The sequence below is a fragment of the Nonlabens dokdonensis DSW-6 genome (assembly GCF_000332115.1).
Lineage (GTDB): Bacteria > Bacteroidota > Bacteroidia > Flavobacteriales > Flavobacteriaceae > Nonlabens > Nonlabens dokdonensis.
In genome coordinates, this window is the sequence record NC_020156.1 from 1202617 (window position 1) to 1224518 (window position 21902).

Sequence of the window (21902 nt, forward strand, 5' to 3'; positions counted from 1 at the left end):
TGTTATGAAAAAAATACTACTAATAATCATCTTTTTGATAATAAATATTTGTGCAGCAAATTGTCCTCAACCTAATTTTTGTAACAGACCATGCTGGGATCCGTCAAATACACATCCAACTCAAAATAACCCCACATTTACAAGTCCAACTCATGTAATTATTCATCACACAGGAGACGCTACGGTCTTCCCTCCTACAACTGACTTTGCTCAAGTTGTAAGGTTTTATTGGGATCTTCATGTTAATACAAATGGATGGTCAGATATAGGTTATAATTGGCTGATAGACAGAAACGGAATTATCTACGAAGGAAGAGGTGACGGTATTTTAGGCGCTCATTTTAGTGGTCAAAACACAGGCACAACTGGAATTGCGCTAATTGGAAATTTTGGATTAGAACAACCTAGCTCCGCTGCCTTAAACTCTTTACAAGACCTTCTAGCCTGGGAATCAGATGATAAAAACATTAGTATTAATGGTTCAAGTTTACATAATGCTTCAGGACTCGTTTTAAATCACATATCTGGACACAGAGATGGAGGTAGCACTGTTTGCCCAGGTAATAATTTATATAATTTACTTCCATCTATAAGAACTAATGTTAGTAACGATCCATGTTTTAATAGTTCTACCAACAACTCTGATCTGGTGATCGAGAACATGTATACAGTTCCATCAAATCCCCAAGTAGGTCAAAGCGTTGATCTATTTGTCGAAATTAAAAACGTAGGGACTGTAACCGCTAACAGTCTATCATGGGATTATGAAATTGACGGACAATTTATCGATGATGATACTCATTCTAGTTTAGCTCCTAATGCAACACATATAGAAAGTGAAAACAACTATACATTTACCTCAGCTGGTTCTTATAACTATTGTGTATTCATTGATGCTGATGTTAACGAGGTAAATACAGCAAATAATAGCTTCTGCATTCAAGTAAACGTTACGGGAACGCAAAATAATGAAGATATTTTCCTAACTAATTTATCCGTCAATCCATTGACCATTTCGCCTGGTAATGACGTCACAGCTCAGGTAACAATGAATTATACAGGAAATCAAAATTTAGCTGCTTTGCCGAATTTTGATTTAGAATATTATCTTTCTACAGATTGTAATCTTGACAATAATGACATTTTATTAGACGATGATGTTTCGTCCATTGCGAGTGATGACCCAGATGATGATGAAAGTGCAGTATTGACTATACCTAGTGGAACTCCTTCTGGAACATATTTCATTTTATTCTATGCCGATTCTGATGAAGAGTTATCAGAAAATGATGAAAATAATAACATTCGATGTATACAGTTAACTGTATCTGGAATGCAAGGTGGTGAGGATATTTTCTTGACTAATTCCTCTGTAAGCTCAAATACTTTAAACGAAGGCCAGTACTTTGAAGCATCTACTGTAATGAATTATAATGGATCACAGTTAGATAGTAATTTACCAAATTTTAAACTAGAGTATATTTTATCCGCCGATTGTTTAGTAAATAATAATGATATTTATTTAGGTGACGATACTTCAACTATAGGTAGCGATGATCCAAATGACCCTGAAAGTATAGATGTTCAAATACCTGTCGGTACACCAGCCGGACAATACAATTTACTTTTTTATGCAGATGCAGACAATGATTTAGTTGAAGGAAATGAAAGCAATAATGTGGACTGTGTAGTTATTACTGTAACTAATAATCCACCTACAGAGGATATTTTCTTAACTAATTTATCGCTCAGTTCAACAACAATGGCTAGCGGAACAGATATAACCGCATTGGCTAGGATTAATTATACAGGAAATACTCTTGACACCTACCTTCCTGCTTTTGATTTAAACATCTACTTATCCAGCGATTGTATAATTGATACTTCTGACGTGCTGTTAGAAGATCCGTCTGCTCAAATAGGAAGCGATGATCCTTTTGCAGATGAAAATGAAACCATTACTATTCCACAAGGTACTCCAGATGGTAATTATTTAATCCTTTTTTACGCAGATGCAGATGATGAGTTATATGAAAGCGATGAATTTAACAACGTACAATGTATTCAAATAACAGTTGACAATACACTAAGTAACGAAGAGATAGAACAAAATAAAATTGTCATCTACCCAAATCCAACAACTGGAATTTTAAAAGTGGAAAGTGGAAATCAACTGAAAAGCTATCAACTTTTCAATTTAGCTGGTCAATTAATTATGCAAGATGATATCTCTAACAGCCAATCACAATCAATTGATATCAGTTCAGTAGTAAAAGGAGTTTACTTAATCAAACTTCTTGGACAAAACGGAGCAATTAATACTTTCAGAATTATAAAAAAATAATTCAAAAATTAATTTCCACTTAAACCACTAAAAAGCGCTGAACCCAATCAGCGCTTTTTTCACACCTTTTCCGTACTTTTGCCAGCTTTAAAACACTAGTGCAATGAGTAATAAATTCAACGAATACAAAGGATTGAACCTTCCAGAAGTAGATGAACGCATCAAAGCTTTTTGGCAAGAGAACGACATTTTTAACAAGTCCATGACGACTCGTGAAGGAAATGAGCCTTTTATTTTCTTTGAAGGACCACCGTCTGCAAACGGATTGCCTGGTATTCACCATGTTATGGGAAGAACGATCAAAGATTTATTCTGTCGTTTTAAAACCCAGCAAGGTTTTCAAGTCAACCGTAAAGCAGGATGGGACACGCACGGTCTTCCTGTGGAATTAGGTGTAGAAAAAGCACTTGGAATTACCAAGGAAGATATTGGCACTAAAATATCTGTAGAAGATTACAATCAAGCGTGTAAAGATGCCGTGTTGAAATATACCGATATCTGGAGCAAGCTTACTGATGACATGGGTTATTGGGTAGATATGGAAGATCCATACATTACCTACAAGCCTAAATACATGGAAAGTGTTTGGTGGTTATTGAAACAAATCTATTCTAAAGATTTGCTTTATAAAGGTTACACCATCCAGCCGTATTCTCCAGCGGCAGGAACCGGTTTGAGCTCACACGAGCTGAACCAACCTGGCTGTTATAAAGATGTGACCGACACTACGGTTACCGCTCAATTTAAAGTAGAAGATCCTTCAAAATTACCTTTTGAAACGAGTGGAGAAGTATTTTTCCTAGCTTGGACCACTACTCCATGGACATTACCATCTAACACGGCACTTACCGTAGGTCCTAAAATCGATTACGTTCTCGTAGAGACTTTTAATCAATACACTGGCGAGCCGATGCAAGTCATTCTTGCTGAGAAATTGGTAAGCTATCAGTTCGGTAAAAAATATGAGGCTTTGGAAGGTGACGCTTTCGCGAAAGCGAAACAAGAATATCAACTAGGCGATAAAAAAATACCTTATCAGGTAATAGGTTCTTGCAAAGGGGCTGATCTTATCAATATAAAATACGAGCAATTATTACAGTATGCTCAACCCTTCGAAAATGCACAAGATGCTTACCGAGTGATTGCTGGAGATTTTGTAACCACTGAAGATGGTACTGGAATCGTACACACGGCACCTACTTTTGGGGCAGATGATGCACTGGTGGCAAAACAAGCCACACCACCTATTCCACCAATGCTGGTGCTGGACGAAAATCAAAATCCAGTGCCACTGGTCAACCTGCAAGGAAAATTTAGAGATGAGTTGCCTGATGTAGGTGGTAAATATGTAAAAAACGAATACTTTGTTGATGGTGAAGCGCCAGAACGCTCTGTAGATGTAGATATCGCCATTGCTTTAAAAGAGCAAAATCGTGCTTTTAAAGTAGAGAAATATGTACACAGTTATCCGCACTGTTGGAGAACTGATAAGCCCGTACTGTACTATCCGCTAGATAGTTGGTTTATAAAAGTGACCGAATTTAAAGATCGCATGCATGAACTCAACAAGTCCATCAACTGGAAACCTAAATCTACTGGAGAAGGAAGATTTGGTAACTGGCTGGCAAATGCAAATGACTGGAACTTATCGCGTTCAAGGTTTTGGGGAATCCCACTTCCTATTTGGAGAAATGAAACTGGAACTGAAGAAATGATCATCGGTTCTATAGAAGAACTCACTGCCGAAATCGAGAAATCGATCACAGCCGGATTCATGACTTCTAATCCTTTTGCTGGATTTAAGGCTGGCGACATGAGTGAAGAAAACTATAATATCGTAGATCTTCATAAAAATGTCGTGGATCAGATTCATCTTGTAGGTAAATCGGGAGAGAAACTTACTCGTGAGGCAGATTTGATAGACGTATGGTTTGACTCAGGTTCTATGCCTTATTCCCAATGGCACTATCCATTTGAAAATAAAGAAGCAGTAGAAAGCGGCCTGCGCAAAGCAGATTTCATCGCCGAAGGTGTGGATCAAACTCGTGGATGGTTCTATACACTTCACGCTATCGCTACCATGATAAGTGATGATGTGGCTTACAAAAACGTAGTTTCTAATGGTCTAGTGCTCGATAAAAATGGGCAAAAAATGTCCAAACGTCTTGGAAATGGTGTAGATCCATTTGAAACCCTAGGGAAATTTGGTGCCGATGCTACGCGATGGTACATGGTAAGCAATGCAAATCCTTGGGATAACCTGCGTTTTGATACAGATGGAATTACTGAGGTGCAGCGCAAGTTTTTTGGTACACTTTATAACACTTACAGTTTCTTTGCTTTGTATGCAAATGTTGATGGGTTTAGCTTTCGCGAAAGCGAGATACCGCTAACAGAAAGACCAGAAATAGACCGTTGGATTCTATCAGAGCTAAACACATTGATCAAGGAAGCAACGGCATTCTATGAAGATTATGAGCCTACTAAAGCAGCTCGTACCATCACCACTTTTGTAACAGAGAACTTAAGTAACTGGTACGTGAGATTGTGTAGAAGACGTTTTTGGAAAGGAAGCTACGAGCAAGATAAAATTGCTGCTTACCAAACCTTATATACTTGCTTAAAAACAGTGGCACAATTAGGAGCGCCTATTGCGCCATTCTTCATGGATCAATTGTACAGGGATTTGACAAGCGTTTGTGAAAATGATGCTATTGAAAGTGTACATTTAGCCTTATTCCCTAAAGTTGATGAGTCTGTAATTGATGCTGCTTTAGAAGAGAAAATGCACAAAGCACAGGTAATATCTAGTCTAACTTTATCGTTACGTAAAAAGGAAAGTATTAAAGTGCGCCAGCCGTTACAGCGCATTATGATCCCAGTTTTGGATGCTGGTGATAAAGCACAAATTGAGGCTATTGCAGATCTTGTAAAAAGTGAAGTAAACGTAAAAGAGATCGAACTTATCGATGACGCTAGCGGAATATTAGTAAAAGAAATCAAGCCTAATTTTAAAGCTTTAGGACCACGTTTTGGTAAAGCTATGGGGCAGATCGCCGGTAAGATCAAAAGTTTTCAACAAGAGGACATTGCTTTGTTAGAAAAAACAGGCGAGAAAAAGATAGATGTAAACGGAAATGAGATTATCTTGACCCTTGAAGATGTAGAAATTACATCATCAGACATAGAAGGATGGTTAGTAGCAAATCAGTCAGGTATTACTGTAGCACTCGATGTAACAATATCTCCAGAGCTTAAGAAGGAAGGGATTTCACGTGAACTTGTGAATCGTATTCAAAACATAAGAAAAGACTCCGGACTCGAGGTAACAGATCGTATTACTATTGAGATCATTTCTCATAATGAGATGGATGATGCTCTCATGGCAAACGAACAATATATCAAAGATGAAACGCTTGCTGATCACTTAAACATAACAAAACATATTGATAACGGTACGATAATTGAATTTGACGATATTGCAACCACTATCAAGATTACTAAAATATAAAACATGAGTACAAACGCAGATGAAAAATTAAGATACAGCGATGCTGACCTGGCTTATTTCAAAGAGTTATTGAATAAAAAAATTAATGAAGCGCAGGAACAATATGAATTAATCAAAAGTGCTTACATGAATAATGCAAGCAATGGAACTGACGATACCGCTCCACAATTTAAAGCTTTTGATGAAGGAAGCGCTGTTATGAGCAAAGAAACCAGCTCACAGCTCGCTATACGTCAAGAAAAGTTTATACGCGATCTTAAAAACGCATTGATAAGAATTGAGAACAAATCTTACGGCGTTTGTAGAGTTACTGGAAAATTAATCAACAAGAAAAGATTAGAACTAGTGCCTCACGCAACATTGAGTATCGAAGCAAAAAACATGCAGTAATCGCAATAGCATCTCCTTTGATGTTATGCTACTTAACCTTTGTATTATGAATAAGCTTATAGACTGTTCTACACTACAAAGGTTTTTTTGTGCTTTTGCAGTTTTTTATTTTCTCGCTTTCGCGAAAGCGGATGCCCAACAACCTTCTTCCATAAAAAATGAAACTCAACTTATGCAAAGTGAGTTTAAGGTGGTAGATATAAATGTTTTTCAATATTTAAAACTGGATATAAAAACTACCAACGAAGAGCGAGTGAGAATAATCACAAGTCAAGATGGAGAATACAAAAACGCGGTTATATTATCTGGGCAAGTGCGCAACGACTCCTTAATTGTGAGAGATCCAATTAACCCTTCTTTCTCTTTTCCTGAAGATAAATTAAGTGCGCATAAGATCATTGATGGGTCTGCCACATTACTAATTCCAGAAAATAAAAAGATAGTAATCAATACCAATGCTGCTGATATTTCTATTACAGGAAATTATGCCGATGTTTATATAAATCAGCTGTCTGGCACCTGTAAAATAGCGCGATTAGAAGGTAATTTACGTTACATATCTGTATATGCTGATCTTTTTGTCCAGCTTAAAAATTACGATATAAGCTGTAGCTCTAGAAACGGAAAAGTGACGTCCTTTGAAAAACCTAGAATTATTAAGTATTTTGCTGTATTAGAAACGGTATCTGGTAACATAAGTAAATTAAAAAAGACTAAGAAGTAGTATTTTTACACTCCTCAAAAACGATTAATGAAATTATCTAAAGCCATTTTTATTATAGTTCTTGTCTTACTTATAGATCAGGCTAGTAAGATTTACATTAAACTTAATTATACATTAACACCTAGCAATAGTGATCCTATTGTAGATTGGGGTAAGTTTCAATTGCTTTTTTATGAAAATGCAGGCGCAGCATGGGGAATGGAAATACCTGGTGATTATGGGAAATTAATTCTCGTGATTTTCAGAATATTTGCGGTTTTTGGTATAGGATACTGGCTAGTAAGCAGCATTAAAAAAAATGGTCATAGAATATTGATCATTTGTATCTCCCTTATTTTTGCTGGCGCCTTAGGAAATATAATTGATTCGGTATTTTACGGTGTGATCTTCTCTGGTAGTTACCATGGTGCTATAGCCACTGCATTTCCAGAATCTGGCGGTTATGCTGGATTGGGTTACGGTCATGTGGTAGATATGTTATATTTTCCTTTATTTGAAGGTAATTGGCCAGAATGGATGCCTGTAGTAGGTGGCGATAGATTTAAGTTCTTTAATGCAATTTTTAATGTAGCAGACAGTGCCATTACAATAGGAGTGATTTTACTTATACTTTTCAGTAAAAAGGCTTTTCCCGAGCCTAAGAAATCTTAATAGGGATCGAAATTGAATAAGCAAATAGATTAATAACTTAAAAAATATTGGACCTAGAGTTCTAGTGCATCATATTTAATTTTATTCCTTAGAAAAGGCTGTAAGAATTGCCTCTTTGTTGATAGGTTTTGTCATGAAGGAATGTACAAAATCTAATTTCTTAACCTTTTTCACCTCTGCTGGATTGATTGTAGAGCTTACAACATTTAGCTTTGTATTCATAGCAGGCATATAAGGCTCAATAACTTCTAGAAATTCCCAACCATCCATTACAGGCATGTTTAGGTCTAATAGTATAACTTCTGGTACTTTAGGATTATCTTTTTTTAATTCTGATTGAAAATAATCAAATGCTAGCTTACCATTTTCAAAAATTAATAACTCTACTGGAATTTTATTTTTAGTAATAAGCATTTGGACAAGACTCACGTATAGCTTATCATCATCAATCACACAGGCGTTCTTAATCAAGTTGTTGTTCATTCTAGAATCTAATTGTAAAGCGACTTCCTTCTCCTAAAGTACTTTTTACAAAAATATCACCTTCTAATGACTCTACTTGGTTTTTTGCCAAAAATAAGCCTACTCCTCTCGCATCTTTATTTGTATGAAAAGTACGGTACATATTGAATATTTTATCGCCGTTTTTAATAAGGTCAATTCCGATACCATTATCTTCAAAAATCAAAAGCTCTTTATTCCCTTTGCGTTTAGAAGTAACATTAATTACGAGAGGTCTGGACGGCTCTCTATACCGAATGGAATTAGACAGTAAGTTGTTCAAAATACTACTTAAAAAGGATGGCACATAATTGATGCGTGGTAACCTAGCAAAATTATAGTTAATAGAACAATCTACTGAACTAACCAACTGTTCATTATCACTTATAACAGATTCAAAAACCTCTCTTATATCGACAATCTCTTTATTTCTATGCTGAGTATTTATAGTCACCACCTCATTAAGGTGCTCTAAAGTTTGATTTAAACTCGAAGAAATCTCTGTTAGGTAGCTTTTAAATACCGTGTTGCCTGAATCGTTTATTTCGTTTGAAAAAGCCTCTAGAGTAAGTTCAAGATTGCTACTGTGCGACCTTAAATTGTGAGAAATGATATGAGCAAAATGTATCAATCGATCATTTTGTGATTCAATTACTTGAGCTTTCTTTTCTAATTCTTTTCCTTGTTTGATAAAACGATCTATGCTTACGAACACACCTCTTATTCCTACTATCTCCTGACTCTCCTCATCCTTGACTAGCTTAGCAGAGATCCTTACCCAAAGTTTATTGCCATTATAATCTTGTAATTCTAAATCACTTTCAAAATTTGCACCGTTAATGAAGTTATAGAATCTATTAATGGTCTCACGAGGATGAACAAATAAGTTTAAAGATGATCTAGCTGTAAGCTTATAATTATCTGGAAGGTTGAGCACCTTTCTACCTATAGCATCCATGTAGCAAAGACCTGTTTGTACGTTATAGCTGTAGGAACCTGTTTGAGTTGTTCTAGCAGTTTCTTGTAAGAAAAAGTCTTTGTCCTGCAGTTGAAGCTGCAAGTTTTCTTTTGGGGTTATTTTCATCGTTTAGGGGAAAACGTTTACATATTAATAGTATTTATAGGGTAAATACTATTGTTTGTGAAAATAATAAATTACTTAGGACATTTAATAATAAAAACTGCAGAACTTTAACTTTTGATTAATTTAAAAAGAAACAACACCTTTTGTATGGATGAGAAAGTCTAATTTAACATCATGCTCATCATGTTCTATTATAAAAGATGTGGGTTCAAAAAAAGAAAGTCCAATTTTAATTACATCAGGTTTGCAATTACTTAAAAACCTATCGTAAAAGCCTTTTCCATAACCTAAACGATTGCCCAATCGATCTGCAGCAAGCAAAGGAACAAATACTACATCTATTTTAGATTCTTTGATCTCAATACTATGTTCATCTGGTTCTGGAATGCCGTACTCGTTTTCTTTAAGGATTGTTTGATCTGTAAGTAAATAATGAAACATGGAACCATCTTCAAAATTTGACTTAGAAACCACTATGTTTTTGTCTTTACCTTGCAATATGTGCAATACAAATTCTGTATTTACTTCATTCTTTTTCCTTATAGGTAAAAAGATATGATAGGTAGACTTATCCCAGATGTCTAATTTTAAAGAATGGTTTGCAATTTGATGACTAAAAGTCTCTATTTCTTCTTCAGTCAGAGTACTTCTCAGTTGTAAAAACTCTTTTCTAAGTACTGCCTTAGGCTTCATTTCTTGAGATATGGAAGATAGCGTCGCCTTGATATACCAGCGGACTATAATTGACATTAAGTACATAACCAGCGTGTGGAGATTTTACCTTGTATCGCAATTCACCATACGGATCTGTAATAGTAGCTATAAATTCGTTTTTTTCGACCTTTTTACCATAAGCAACTTTAGGGTGAAGTAAGCCAGAATATTTTGCTCTTACCCATTTAGAATCAGTAATGATTACAGACTCTTCAGTAATTTGAGGAACTTTTATTTGATCTGGTAACATCTTTAAATGATCTAAAACTCTAATAGCGCCATTTACGGCAGTAGCCACAACATTCTTATCACTTCTGTTAGACATTCCTCCTTCAAATAAAAGGTATGGTTTGCCTAGGTCTGAGCATGTCGCTCTAAAGGTTTTCTTGACATTTTTACCATGCATTAAGAAAGGAGCATTAAAGATTTTTGCAAGGTTCCACGATTCTATTTCTAACTGTGAGATTCTTATGTGAGGTGCATTGAATCGTTGTGCGCCACCAGTATGAAAATCTAAAACTAAATCTACATGCGGAAGTATTTCCTGAGAAATTTGATACGCAAACCTACTAGCCAGCGATCCAGATTTTACACCTGGAAATACTCTATTTAGATCTCTGCCATCAGGAAACTCTCTTGTCCCACTTAAAAAACCAAAAATATTTAAAACTGGAATAGCTATTATCGTTCCTATTTTAGGCTTATTTATTTTTTTAGATATGAGCTGTCTAACTACTTCAATACCATTTATTTCATCCCCATGAATTCCACCGGTAATTAAAACAACTGGACCAGCCTTTTTACTCCTAGAAATAATAACAGGCACCTCAACACTTGTAGACGTGTAGAGTTTAGCCATATTGAAATTGAGCTTATAGTTTTTGCCAGGCTCAATTATCGTATCAAATATTTTCAGCTTTCTAAGCATGAACTCCTTTTTCAATGTATTTGATAATTTCACCTGCGATATTTTTACCAGTTGCAGTTTCAATTCCTTCTAGACCTGGTGAACTGTTTACTTCTAGAACTAGCGGGCCTCGACTACTTTGCAATAAATCTACCCCACAAACTCCTAATCCTAAAGATTTTGCCGCACTCAGCGCAGTATCTTCCTCTCGTTTAGTAAGTACAATATTTTTTGCCGTACCACCACGATGCAGGTTAGATCTAAATTCTCCTTCCTGAGCTTGTCTCTTCATAGCTCCTACCACTTTATTACCTACGACAAAAGCTCTTAAGTCTGCACCACCGGCCTCTTTTATAAACTCTTGAATAATAACTCGCGTTTTCAGCTCATTATTTGCATCAATGATTACATCTGCCGCTTCAATAGTTTCTGCTAGATTAACACCTATACCTTGTGTTCCTTCAAGAACTTTTATTACTACTGGTGGCCCATCAACAAGTTTGCAAATGTCGTCAGTATGCTCTCCAAAATTTGTAAAAACGGTTTTAGGCATGTCTACACCGCTTCTAGATAGCAATTGCAAACTTTGCAATTTATCCCTACTTCTTACTAAGGCTGTAGAACTTACTGTTGTGAAACAACTCATCATTTCAAACTGTCGTACAATTGCAGTACCGTAAAAGGTAATACTGGAACCTATACGAGGGATAATAGCATCTGGAGTGACCAGTCGCTCACCGTGATAATAAACAGTAGGTTTTTGCTTTTCTAATTTTATATCACAATATAAAACATTAATTGCCTGAGCGGTATGCCCAGCTTTTTTTGCTTCCTCAAGAAGTCTTCGTGTACTGTATAAGCTAGTACTGCGCGATAATATATTAATTTTCATTTTGTGATTGTAAATAAGATACGTCTTGTAATTCTGGATCTACGATAAATTTAGAAGAAAGAAATTTGCGCCCTATAAGGACTGGATACTTCATTTTCTCGCGATTGTTTAAAGTTAAGGAGATTTTATATAGCTTGTTAAATAACCTTATATTTCCTTGAACTTCGTAGCGCATATCTACGCTTCCATTACTACTACGCACGCTTGTAATTTTGTATTCTTCAAAGCTTAGGCGTTTACCATGGTACTGTTCATGCTCTTCGTCTAGTAAAGTGGCAAATAAGACACCATCAGTTTCTTCAATATCTTTACAGTGTATACTACTCGTATAAGCACCTGTATCGATTTTAATATCTATGCCTTGAATTTCTAATTTAGGGAAATCTGCACGATCTGTGCGACCTATTAAAGTTTTATGACTTGTCAATTTTTAAATTTAAGATATGCAAAGATGCATCATTCTAGCACCTTGAACATGGTGTAAGTTATAAAATATAAAATGATTCTGGAATCTTGTACCGCTTTCGCGAAAGCGGAAACAAAAACATACTTCCTAACAATATTTCTTATAATTAAGAGTACAAATAAGTAAGCCGTTTCTTCTTTAAGGAAACGGCTCTTTTTTATCAGGTTAAGTTTCATACGACCGGATCGTATGGGAGAACAATTACTTCTTTTTAGAAGCAGAGTTCTTAGCTTTAGGCATTGCTGCTGCTGGCTTAGAAGAAGGCTTACCGAAATTTTTCGCGCCTTTTGCTGGTTTATTTGCCATGGTAAATGACTTTAAAATTATGTAGTAAATGTATTTTAGTTTTTGATCTCGCAATTACATTTTTAGTTAAATTTTCTTGGCATTTTAGTTAAAAATAACATGTGATTTTTCTACTTTTTTAATAATACTCTTTATAGAGTCTGTTTTGATAATTAAAGAATGCGTATATTTAAATCAACTAACAATCAAATGATTATGAAAAATATTCTCCATATTGCCACAGCCGAAATAGGTGTGAAAGAAAAGCCAGGAAAAGGTTCAAATCCACAAATTCTTAAATATGCAAAAGATGCAGGCTTTGATAATTATACTGAAGACGATACGGCCTGGTGTAGTTTATTTATGAATTGGGTAGCAAAAGAAGCATCTTTAGAAAGTACTGATAGTTTACTAGCGCGATCTTGGCTCAATGTAGGCAACACCAGCAACGATCCAGAACCTGGAGATGTAGTCGTATTTTGGCGCAACTCTCCTAACTCCTGGCAAGGCCATGTAGGGATTTATATGGGATTCTCCATAGATGGTGACCGTGTGTATGTTTTAGGAGGAAATCAAGGAAATCAGGTTTCCATAACGGCCTATTCTGCAAATCAAATCTTAGGGTTTAGACGTTTGCGTAAAAAAGAAACAACAACTTTTTCAAAAAAGAATATCAAACGTGGCGATTCAGGAAACGAAGTTGTTATGTTGCAGGATGCGCTTAAACAGATGGGATATGATTGTGGTACATCTGACGGTATTTTTGGACCTAAAACTGAATCTGCTTTAAAGCAATTTCAAAGCACCGATCGCAGTATGGAAATAAATGGTGTATTTGATAAAGCTACGAGAGAGCATTTAACCACACTTATAAATAGATAGTCCTATTATTAAATGGCATTAAATTATTAGAAGCGCTTGATCAAGGTCTTCTAATAGATCGTCTACGTCTTCTATTCCTACACTTAGTCGTATCAAAGCATCTACGATTCCCGCTTTTTCACGATCTTCTTTGGGGATACTTGCATGAGTCATAGTTGCAGGATGACCAGCTAGAGATTCTACACCACCTAGTGACTCCGCTAGAGTGAAGACTTTTAGGTTCTCAATCACCTGAATGGCACTTTCTATGGTACCAAGTTTAGTAGTAAATGAAACCATACCACCATAATCTCTCATTTGAGACTTTGCTATCAAATGATTGGGATGCTCTGTAAATCCAGGCCAGAATACATGATCTACTTTAGGATGCGTTTTTAAAAATTGAGCGACTGCTCTACCATTTTCACAATGACGCTGCATACGCACATGTAGGGTTTTGATACCTCGCAGCACTAGAAAACAATCTTGAGGTCCAGGAACAGCACCGCTTGCATTTTGTATAAAATACAATTTGTTAGCTAGAGATTTATCATTTACTACCAGACAGCCTTGTACAACATCACTGTGGCCGCCTAGATATTTTGTTGCACTGTGCATCACGATATCTGCTCCTAAGTCCAACGGATTCTGCAAATAAGGAGTGGCAAAAGTATTGTCTACAGCGAGAAGTAGGTTGTGATTTTGAGTGATCTTTGCTGCTGCTACAATGTCTATAATATTCATCATGGGGTTAGTAGGTGTTTCTATCCATACTAATTTTGTTTTCTCATTAATGTAATCGTTTATAGCAGCTACATTTTTCATTTCTACAAAATGAAACTTGATTCCGAAATTCTTAAAAATCTTATCAAACAACCTATAGCTACCACCATAAAGATCGCCTGTAGAAATCACCTCATCTCCAGGCTCCAGTAATTTTAAAATAGCATCAATTGCAGCAAGTCCAGAACTAAAGGAAATACCATAGTTACCGTTTTCAATACTCTCACATGCTTTCTCCAGAGCAGCTCTAGTAGGATTGCCACTACGAGCGTACTCAAAGTCTTGATGCGCTCCATGACTCGCCTGTTTAAAAGTAGTCGTTTGGTAAATAGGTGGCATGACTGCGTTGTAAGCGGGATCAATATTCTCTTGACCTCCATGAATGACCTTAGTATTAAATTTCATAGCTCCTTATTGAACTGGTAAAGCTAGTGAGCAAAGAATCACAAAACAAATCTGGTTTTACTAAGCCAATGAAAACTTCAAAATTATTCTCAAATAATACATCCTACAGCTATTTACACACACTTACCACCTAAACAATTCTCTAGCAAACTCAATAAACATTTTTAAGAAATAAATAACAATAAAATAAATAGTAAAATAATGAACAGCAACTATATTTACTATCGATAATTAAAAGTAATACTATGAGAAATTTATTAATGATTTTTGTAGCATCGTTATTTATAACGAGCTGCGCCGTTATAAGACCAGGAGAAGCTGGTGTTAAACAGAGGTTAGGTAAATTAGATAACGAAGTGGTTACACAAGGAACGATCGTTTTCAATCCTTTTACTACTAAAGTGATCAAAGAATCTATCCAAACTAACAACCTCAAATTAGCTTTGAGAATACCTAGTAAAGAAGGTCTAAGTGTAGATTCTGAAATATCGATTCTGTATCGACTTGAAGTAGAGAAGTTACCGACCGTTCTAGAAAACATAGGGCCTAATTATAAAGATGTGATGGCTGCGGTATTCAGGTCTGCCAGTTCAGATGTTTGTGCCCAGTTTTATGCCAAAGACATGCATTCTGGGAAACGAGCAGATATTGAAAAAGCCATTAAAGAAAAAATGGAAACAACGCTTACTCCGCAAGGTATTATCATAGAGGCTGTACTTATGAAAAGTATACAACTACCTCCAGGACTTTCACTTTCTATCGAACAAAAGCTACAAGCAGAGCAAGACGCTATGAGAATGGAGTTTATTCTTCAATCAGAACGACTTGAAGCAGATCGTAAGATTATAGAAGCAACAGGTTCTAGAGATGCACAAAAGATTTTAGCTCAAGGATTAACTCCTGAGATTTTAAAATTGCGCAGCATTGAAGCCTTTATTCAGTTGTCTAAATCTGCCAATAGCAAGGTGATTATCACTGATGGTAAAACACCATTTCTTATCAACGGTGAAAAAAATTAATATAGTTTAGTTTAGTTTGATTGGTCAAAGGGTTCATTTTTAATATGAGCCCTTTTTTTTGCTCCGTTTTTTCTCGACGAAGGTATAAATAAAGGTTTTCAAAGCTGTTTTTTCACCGCTTTCGCGAAAGCGATAAAAACAACCACAGTCTTGCGATCATTTCGTAATTTTGCCTGATGAAAAATACTTTTATTTACTTGGATAGCTGTAACACCTGTCAGCGCATAAAAGGAGAGCTGGAACTTCCTGATTCTTTTGATCTTCAAAATACTAAAGAAAGTCCTGTAACTGAAGAGCAACTAACATTTTTAAAAGATCAAGCTGGTTCTTATGAAGCTCTATTTAATAGACGTGCGCAGTTATATAGAGGACGCAATCTTCACGAAAAAGATTTAAAAGAAGAAGATTATAAAGAATTACTTCTTGATCATTATACATTTATAAAAAGACCTATTCTCGTTCATAATAATGTCGCTTACATAGGCAATTCTAAGAAAGTGGTTGCCGCTGCAAAAGAAGCTCTTACTTAGATGAGTAAAAGATCGATTGCGATAATTTGCGGCTTCTTTGTAGCGCTATTTTACGCCTATAATTTTACCGCCGCAAAAGAAGTAACACCAGAACATATAGGGCCATTTGGACTTACGTGGTATCGAGTTATAGTTACTTGTGCTATATTTTGGGTGATCTCACTTTTTGCAGGAAAAAAAGAAAAAGTTCCTCTCAGAGAATTTCCTTTAATCGCTCTTGCTGCATTTTGTGGTGTAGGATTTAATATGGTCACCTTTATGTGGGGTTTATCACTCACATCTCCCATAAGCGCATCGGTTCTCATGGTGAGCACACCTATAATCGTGCTGGTATTAAGTGCTATTTTCTTGAAAGAACGATTATTTGCAACGCGCATCATAGGAATTCTAGTGGGTTTTTCTGGAGCTGCATTACTCATTTTTCTATCAACAGGAAAAGGTGCAGAAGCTAGTAACCCTTTATTAGGTAATGCACTCATTTTTATAAATGCAGTATCTTATGCGTTCTACATTTTGCTTGCTAAAAAACTTACTGCCAAATACCATGTTTTTACCTTAATGAAGTGGCTGTACTTTTTTGGTGTGCTATTTATCACTCCTTTTGGAATCGTTCAAGGATTAGACTTTGAGTTTGCAAAAGCGAGCACAGAGACTTTATTGAATATAGGTTATGTCATACTGTTTGCTACATTCGGTACGTACATGCTCAATATTATTGCTATTAGGACTTTAAAACCAAGTGTGGTTGCCGTATTTGTTTACTTACAACCTTTACTCGCGACGCTTATCGCAGTAGGTTTAGGAAAAGATATGATTACCTGGCAAAAGGCCGTGGCAGGAATTTTAATTTTTACAGGCGTATTTTTAACTGGATTAAAACGAGATAAAAAGCAATTACCTTATAATAAAGACTAATCTGTAAGTTGTTTATGATTTTCATTTAGGTGCGCTGCCCATAATATAGAATGAACGAGATCATCAAAAACCTTAAACTTTACGGGAATAAAGAGTGATTCAAACTTTGCGTTACGACCTTTTATATGGCTATCTACCACAATTGCATAACCTTTTAACTTAAACGCAAAAGCAGTAAACTTTAACCAGTCCACAGGTTTCACATTATAACTATTCACTCTATTAGAAATGTAAACGATGTCACTTCCTTTTGTGTTGTAAAAACTTTCTACCTCTTGAATTATAGGCTTTGCAAGTTCCCAAGAGAAATCAACTCCTTCCTTGATTTCAGAAACGACAAATCCATCAAAAAAATAAAAGTTACCAAATGAATAGTTCAATTCTTTGAGCGTTTCATTGTAAAGAGAAGAGTTCTTTATTGTTAACATAGCATGCAAACGTAAAGAACTATAACAGTACAACCGAAAAAGACATTGAACTAACAGTTCATTTGGATCAAGTCACTATAAAATCAGATAAAACACTGATTATACATGAATTGTTTAAATTTAATTTAGTCGTCCTGGGGTACCTGACCGTGTGATCTCATGTCCTGCTTAGTCAATATTTTAAAGCCCTTGGACTGTGGGAAGTTCTTGATCTTCTCATGTAAATCTGGATGTAGCGCAGTGATTTTACGCTCTCTTAAATTCATCCATGCACCTGTCATCAAACCGCGAGCAACATTACGACCTTTGTAATCATAGAAGTTATGCCTGAAGCTAAACATGCTTCCATCTTCACTCATGCCAGTCACCTCGCAACTCACCGTAATTGGTTTTCCTTGATGAATTTCTTTAAAATAGTAAATGTTCTCATTAAAAATAACGGGACCAGTTTCATACTGAGCCATTTCTCTCTGTCCGAAGTCATTTTCAATTAAAAAAGCCATGCGCGTGTGACTCATAAAATTTTGATAGGCACTGTTTGCCATGTGTCTGTTGGCATCGAGATCACTCCACCTCACGTCAAATTCTTTCTTGTACATAATAACTATTCAATTTGTGCGCAAAGATATATGAGGCATATCGTTCAAAGAATTACTTGAGATATTTTTAATAAAAAAGTACTGGGTTAATTTTTATCTCGCTTTCGCGAAAGCGAGAAAGAAAACCATCTATTCCTGATTACTAGGTTTTAATTTTCTCATTGCCATCCATAGGTAATATGCCGTGATCACCGTAGAAAGAACATCTGCAATAGGGAAACTAAGCCATACTCCTAACTCTCCATAAAATCTAGGTAAAATAAGAACTAGTGGCAATAAGATAAACCCAGTACGTAGTAAAGTGAGCAATAGTGCAGGAATAGCTTTACCTATCGCTTGATAATAAGCAGAGCCTATTAATTGAATCGCAATAATAGGGACAGCGATAAAGACTAACTTTAAAGCAAAAGCCGTGTCTTCAATTACTTGCAGGTCGTCAGTAAAAACGTCTGCAATTTCTCTGGTAAAAAAGAAAAGACCTAAAAATATAACGACACCTAGACCGCAAGCATATTTGATTGAGGTAAATATCACTTCTCTTACACGGCTCCAGTTTTCTGCTCCATAATTGTAACCAGCAATAGGCAGAAATCCTTGTGTGATCCCTAAAACTGGGAAAAGAGCAAACATCATCATTCTACCTATGATACCAAAAACAGAAACACTGCTCTCGCCACCTAATTCAAAGAGTACATTATTCAATATCAAGTACAGTAAACTTGTAGTCGCTTGTCTTGCAAGAGTAACAAACCCTAACGCACCTATTTCACTAAGTATAATCCATTTAAAAATAAAGTGTCTCCAGCTACAAAGCAACTCACTTTTACCAGAAAGAAAAAACCACGCTACATAAGCTAAACACAGCCCATAACTTATAGTTGTCGCCCACGCAGCACCTTCCATTCCCATGTCCAGCCTATTGATCAAAATATAGTCCAGTAATAAATTCCCAACTGAAGGAATAAGCATGGCAACCATGGCGTGTGTAGGTGCTCCTTCAGCTCTTATCACATTGTTTCCCATCATACAAAGGGCAAGCATAGGTATTCCATAAAGGACGATACGATAATATATCTTGGCAGGTTCAAATATGTCTCCTTTTCCACCAAAGGCAGGAACTAGATCGTTTATAAATACAAGTCCTAAACCTACCATTACTGTTGTAATAAGAATGGTAAGCGATAGCATGTTTCCAAAAGTGGTTTTGGCCTTTTCATGATTATCTGCGCCCAGCGCTCTTGAGATAATACTAGATCCTCCTATACCTATTGCCATTCCTAAGGCAGCAATGAAAAAGGATACTGGTAAAACTACATTGATAGCCGCAATTGCTATAGACCCTATCCAATTACCTACAAAAATCGTGTCAATTAATATATTTAGTGACATCACAAGTATTCCTATAGAAGCCGGAACTGCTTGCTTGATCAGTAATTTAGAAATAGGCTCAATACCTAAGGCAATTGATTTATTTTTAGGAAGTGGAGCGGTTTTCATGAATGGTAAAGGTAGAGCAGATTATGAGACTATAATTTTAATGCGTTCATTTCTTTAAAATGAAAAAGGTCTTCACCCATGGAAGACCTTTTCTTAATATATTTAATAATTAGGCAGTTACTTCACTCATTGCCCATTCATCTATCCATCTAGAAAGTACTTTTACCCAATCTTCACGATCGTTTAAACATGGAATAACGTGAAATTCTTCTCCACCTACTTCGTGAAAAATTTCTTCACCTTCCATAGCGATTTCTTCTAATGTTTCTAGACAATCACTTACAAATGCTGGTGTTGCTATAGCCATTTTCTTAGTACCGCCTAGTCCCATTTTCTCTATGGTGCGATCTGTATATGGAGTCAACCATGGATCAAATCCTAATCGCGATTGAAAAGTAGTAGAATAGGTTCCTTCTTCCATTTCTAGATACTCACCTACTAATCTAGTTACTTCTTTACATTGATGGCTGTAACAAAACTCATGTGCTGGTGATGGTGTAGAACAGCATTTTCCATCCATCTTACAATGAGATTTTGTGATATCACTTTTTCTAATGTGCCTTTTAGGAACTCCATGGTATGAAAACAATAGATGTTCATAATCTTTACCTTCTAGAGATTCTCTAATTGATTCTGACAAGACGCGTATGTAATCAGGATGATTATAAAACGGTGGCATGTGAGTAAAGGACATGTGAGGATATTTTTCCTGACGTATCTCTTCAGCTAGTACTTGAATAGTCTCTGTAGTAGCCATTGCAAACTGTGGATACAAAGGAATTAATAAAACCTCATCAACACCTTTATCATGAAGTTCTTGCATTCCTTCTTCTATCGACATCGATCCATAACGCATCGCAAGAGCGATAGGTACGCTTGTAAAGGCATCAATCTTCTCCTGCAATCTTTCTGAAAGTACGATTAAAGGGCTTCCTTCATCCCACCAGATTTTACCGTAGGCTTCAGCACTTTTCTTTGGTCTTGTGTTTAATACAATTCCCTTAACTAAAATCGCTCTTAATATATAGGGCAAGTCTATCACTCGCTCATCCATTAAGAACTCATCTAGATACTTTTTTACATCTTTAGGATTGGGACTATCTGGAGATCCCAGATTCACCATTAATACGCCTTTTTTCATAGTTTGAGTTAACTATCACAAAAGTCGGTAATAAGATGAAGTTATTACTTAAATTGGATTTAAAATGTAAAATACAGCTATAAACGCGATTTATAATTTACTTGTATGTGTTATCATCCTACCTTAATTCCACCTGCTTTTATCATCCACATCCCATTCTTCATCGTCTTCCGTCTTTTTATCTTGATTAAAATTAAATTTACTCAAGTCTTTTTTTCTATAACGAGTCCAAATAAACAATGGCATGATCACAAAAAATATGAATAGTGTGGCAAGTCCAATTGCTTTGTGACCAGCAGCGGCATCGCCTTGATCAATAGTATAGAAACCATAAGCGATAGTAGCTAACGCTCCCAACAATAACAGTCCTAAAAATTTTAAAAAATCCATACCTTTAGTTTAACTAGCAAAAAACGTTCTACTGTTTTATGCTTTTTTATTCAAGACCACACTACTCGCTTGTGCGGTACACATTACGGTTAAATCTGCAATGTTTACATGTGGTGGTCGTGTAACAGCAAATAAAATAACATCTGCCACGTCTTGAGGCTGGAGCGCTTTGTATCCTTGATACACTTTCTCAGCTCTTTGCGTATCTCCTTTAAATCGTACCTCACTAAAACTAGTCTCGACTAATCCTGGATTTACTGCTCCTACACGTATACCATATGGGTTTAAATCCAGTCGCATCCCGGTAGTAATAGCATCTACAGCGTGTTTAGAACCACAATACACATTTCCATTAGGATAAACTTCCTTACCTGCGGTAGAACCTATATTGATCACATGGCCACTTTTACGTTCTCGCATTTGTGGAATAATCGCATGGCTCACATAAAGCAATCCTTTTACATTAATATCCATCATAGCATCCCAATCTTCAACGCTACCTTTATCGATAGGATCTAATCCATGAGCATTCCCAGCATTATTAATCAAAACATCAATTTCATGAAATGGAGCTTCTTTCAGACTACCTATTTTTTGTTTAACGAGATCTTGATCTCGCACATCAAAATCAAGAGTTTCCACTGGTACAACTTCCGATAGTTCTTGCTTTAGTTCTGCTAATTTTTCTGTGTTCCTACCACAAAGAACTAAGGCAAAATTATTTTGAGAAAGTAATCGCGCTGTTGCTAAACCTATTCCGCTGGTAGCGCCTGTAATCAATGCTGTTTTCATATCCATGCTTTCCACAAAAATAAGTAAAAGCGATTTGTAAAATGTTGGATTTATGTTACGCTTTCGCGAAAGC

General features: G+C 36.0%; 23 protein-coding genes. 9 read left to right on the plus strand and 14 right to left on the minus strand.

Going from position 1 to position 21902, the window contains the following annotated elements:
• The first annotated feature begins 4 nt into the window (after positions 1-4).
• From DDD_RS05255 to DDD_RS05275, 5 genes are all read left to right on the plus strand, one after another.
• The gene (locus DDD_RS05255) at positions 5-2344 is read left to right on the plus strand and encodes a CARDB domain-containing protein (protein ID WP_015361739.1); all 2340 of its coding nucleotides are present in this window, start codon (positions 5-7) and stop codon (positions 2342-2344) included.
• Between the two features lie 103 nt (positions 2345-2447).
• On the plus strand, positions 2448-5855 hold the full coding sequence (gene ileS, locus DDD_RS05260; protein ID WP_015361740.1) for an isoleucine--tRNA ligase: 3408 nt from the start codon (positions 2448-2450) through the stop codon (positions 5853-5855).
• A 3-nt stretch (positions 5856-5858) separates the two neighbouring features.
• Positions 5859-6245, plus strand: a complete 387-nt coding sequence (locus DDD_RS05265; RefSeq protein WP_015361741.1) for a TraR/DksA family transcriptional regulator — start codon at positions 5859-5861, stop codon at positions 6243-6245.
• A gap of 46 nt (positions 6246-6291) precedes the next feature.
• The gene (locus DDD_RS05270; RefSeq protein WP_015361742.1) at positions 6292-6969 is read left to right on the plus strand and encodes a hypothetical protein; all 678 of its coding nucleotides are present in this window, start codon (positions 6292-6294) and stop codon (positions 6967-6969) included.
• Positions 6970-6996: 27 nt separating this feature from the next.
• The gene (locus tag DDD_RS05275; RefSeq protein ID WP_015361743.1) at positions 6997-7620 is read left to right on the plus strand and encodes a lipoprotein signal peptidase; all 624 of its coding nucleotides are present in this window, start codon (positions 6997-6999) and stop codon (positions 7618-7620) included.
• Positions 7621-7701: 81 nt separating this feature from the next.
• Here DDD_RS05275 and DDD_RS05280 read toward each other — a convergent pair whose 3' ends face one another.
• The 7 genes from DDD_RS05280 to DDD_RS17830 form a co-directional block, all read right to left on the minus strand.
• Entirely contained in the window at positions 7702-8103 is a 402-nt protein-coding gene (locus DDD_RS05280; protein WP_015361744.1) for a response regulator, read from the minus strand.
• 1 nt (position 8104) lies between these two features.
• Positions 8105-9205, minus strand: a complete 1101-nt coding sequence (locus tag DDD_RS05285) for a sensor histidine kinase (protein ID WP_015361745.1) — start codon at positions 9203-9205, stop codon at positions 8105-8107.
• 123 nt (positions 9206-9328) lie between these two features.
• Positions 9329-9898 (minus strand): 5-formyltetrahydrofolate cyclo-ligase, encoded by a 570-nt coding sequence (locus DDD_RS05290; RefSeq protein WP_015361746.1) that lies wholly within the window; start codon positions 9896-9898, stop codon positions 9329-9331.
• A complete protein-coding gene (locus tag DDD_RS05295; RefSeq protein ID WP_041566951.1) occupies positions 9888-10847 on the minus strand; it encodes a succinylglutamate desuccinylase/aspartoacylase family protein in 960 nt (319 codons plus the stop codon). Before DDD_RS05295 ends, DDD_RS05290 begins: the two co-directional genes overlap by 11 nt.
• On the minus strand, positions 10840-11718 hold the full coding sequence (rimK, locus tag DDD_RS05300) for a 30S ribosomal protein S6--L-glutamate ligase (protein WP_015361748.1): 879 nt from the start codon (positions 11716-11718) through the stop codon (positions 10840-10842). Before rimK ends, DDD_RS05295 begins: the two co-directional genes overlap by 8 nt.
• Positions 11708-12145 carry an ATP-dependent zinc protease family protein gene (locus DDD_RS05305; protein ID WP_015361749.1) on the minus strand — a complete coding sequence of 146 codons (438 nt, stop codon included), beginning with the start codon at positions 12143-12145 and terminating at the stop codon, positions 11708-11710. Before DDD_RS05305 ends, rimK begins: the two co-directional genes overlap by 11 nt.
• A 29-nt stretch (positions 12146-12174) precedes the next feature.
• Positions 12175-12360, minus strand: coding sequence for a hypothetical protein (locus tag DDD_RS17830; protein ID WP_015361750.1), 186 nt, complete (start codon positions 12358-12360; stop codon positions 12175-12177).
• Between the two features lie 325 nt (positions 12361-12685).
• Between DDD_RS17830 and DDD_RS05310 the strand changes: the two genes are divergently transcribed.
• Positions 12686-13351, plus strand: a complete 666-nt coding sequence (locus tag DDD_RS05310) for a C40 family peptidase (RefSeq protein WP_111474677.1) — start codon at positions 12686-12688, stop codon at positions 13349-13351.
• A gap of 18 nt (positions 13352-13369) precedes the next feature.
• Here the strand turns inward: DDD_RS05310 and DDD_RS05315 are convergent, their stop codons facing one another.
• On the minus strand, positions 13370-14518 hold the full coding sequence (locus tag DDD_RS05315) for a trans-sulfuration enzyme family protein (RefSeq protein WP_015361753.1): 1149 nt from the start codon (positions 14516-14518) through the stop codon (positions 13370-13372).
• A 245-nt stretch (positions 14519-14763) separates the two neighbouring features.
• On the opposite strand from DDD_RS05315, the gene DDD_RS05320 reads away from it, so the two are divergent.
• The 3 genes from DDD_RS05320 (at position 14764) to DDD_RS05330 (ending at position 16982) form a co-directional block, all read left to right on the plus strand.
• On the plus strand, positions 14764-15537 hold the full coding sequence (locus DDD_RS05320; protein ID WP_015361754.1) for a prohibitin family protein: 774 nt from the start codon (positions 14764-14766) through the stop codon (positions 15535-15537).
• Positions 15538-15713: 176 nt separating this feature from the next.
• Entirely contained in the window at positions 15714-16067 is a 354-nt protein-coding gene (locus tag DDD_RS05325) for an arsenate reductase family protein (RefSeq protein WP_041566953.1), read from the plus strand.
• Positions 16068-16982 (plus strand): DMT family transporter, encoded by a 915-nt coding sequence (locus DDD_RS05330; protein ID WP_015361756.1) that lies wholly within the window; start codon positions 16068-16070, stop codon positions 16980-16982.
• Here DDD_RS05330 and DDD_RS05335 read toward each other — a convergent pair.
• The 6 genes from DDD_RS05335 to DDD_RS05360 all read right to left on the minus strand — a co-directional run bounded on the left by DDD_RS05335 (position 16979) and on the right by DDD_RS05360 (position 21829).
• Positions 16979-17410, minus strand: coding sequence for a hypothetical protein (locus DDD_RS05335; RefSeq protein WP_015361757.1), 432 nt, complete (start codon positions 17408-17410; stop codon positions 16979-16981). The two genes, DDD_RS05330 and DDD_RS05335, sit on opposite strands and share 4 nt — an antisense overlap.
• 125 nt (positions 17411-17535) lie before the next feature.
• Complete coding sequence (locus DDD_RS05340) at positions 17536-18009, minus strand: acyl-CoA thioesterase (protein WP_015361758.1); 474 nt, start codon at positions 18007-18009, stop codon at positions 17536-17538.
• 129 nt (positions 18010-18138) lie between these two features.
• Positions 18139-19506: an MATE family efflux transporter gene (locus DDD_RS05345; protein ID WP_015361759.1), complete on the minus strand. Its 1368-nt coding sequence runs from the start codon at positions 19504-19506 to the stop codon at positions 18139-18141.
• Positions 19507-19615: 109 nt separating this feature from the next.
• A complete protein-coding gene (gene hemH, locus DDD_RS05350; protein ID WP_041566954.1) occupies positions 19616-20647 on the minus strand; it encodes a ferrochelatase in 1032 nt (343 codons plus the stop codon).
• 123 nt (positions 20648-20770) lie between these two features.
• Positions 20771-21037 (minus strand): hypothetical protein, encoded by a 267-nt coding sequence (locus tag DDD_RS05355; protein ID WP_015361761.1) that lies wholly within the window; start codon positions 21035-21037, stop codon positions 20771-20773.
• 36 nt (positions 21038-21073) lie between these two features.
• Complete coding sequence (locus DDD_RS05360) at positions 21074-21829, minus strand: SDR family NAD(P)-dependent oxidoreductase (protein ID WP_041567341.1); 756 nt, start codon at positions 21827-21829, stop codon at positions 21074-21076.
• Positions 21830-21902: the final 73 nt, after the last annotated feature.